This is a genomic window from Pseudoalteromonas luteoviolacea NCIMB 1942 (assembly GCF_001625595.1).
Classification (GTDB): Bacteria; Pseudomonadota; Gammaproteobacteria; order Enterobacterales; family Alteromonadaceae; genus Pseudoalteromonas; species Pseudoalteromonas luteoviolacea_A.
Window position 1 is genome coordinate 1 of the sequence record NZ_AUXT01000137.1, and the last position, 594, is coordinate 594.

Annotated in this window: 1 rRNA gene; it reads right to left on the minus strand. The window is 39.9% G+C overall.

The window, feature by feature from the left end:
• Positions 1–421 precede the first annotated feature (421 nt).
• A 5S ribosomal RNA gene (gene rrf, locus N482_RS07275) occupies positions 422–536 on the minus strand.
• Between the last annotated feature and the right edge of the window lie 58 nt (positions 537–594).

A 594-nucleotide genomic window follows, 5' to 3' on the forward strand; every position in this document is an offset into this window, starting at 1 on the left:
GCATACGCTTTCTCGCGTTTGGTTCTTTTCTTGAGCGCGCGAGGAGTTTTTTTGATTTTTCTAAATTCAAGGCTGTTTATAAAGGTTATGGAAACAGCCTATATTAGATCAGAAATTTAATGAAATTGGTATCAAGTATACCAAATGCAAAAAGAAGATGGTTGGGGCAGACCCATAACTAGTGAAACCGAGAGAGAAAAAGGGAAAGCTCTAAAAAAAGAAGCTTATGCGAATATGCTTGCTAAATGTGAGTTTAAATAGTGAAATGGCATTTCATTATTTGAAAAATCCATTTTTCGCAATTTTCGCGCAATTCGCGTTAAGTTTTCGCGCGCGGCATCAGAAATTCACGCTAAGTTTTCGCGCGCGGCATCAAGCAAAAAAAAGCCCGACTCTTTCGGAACGGGTTTCTTTAATTGGGCCCTGGCAATGTCCTACTTTCACATGGGAAACCCCACACTATCATCGGCGCTATTTCGTTTCACTACTGAGTTCGGCATGGGATCAGGTGGTTCCAAAACGCTATGTTCACCAGGAAATTCTTTGCTTTTAGTTATTATTTTTTAATTTTTAAATTGGGCCCTGGCAATGTCC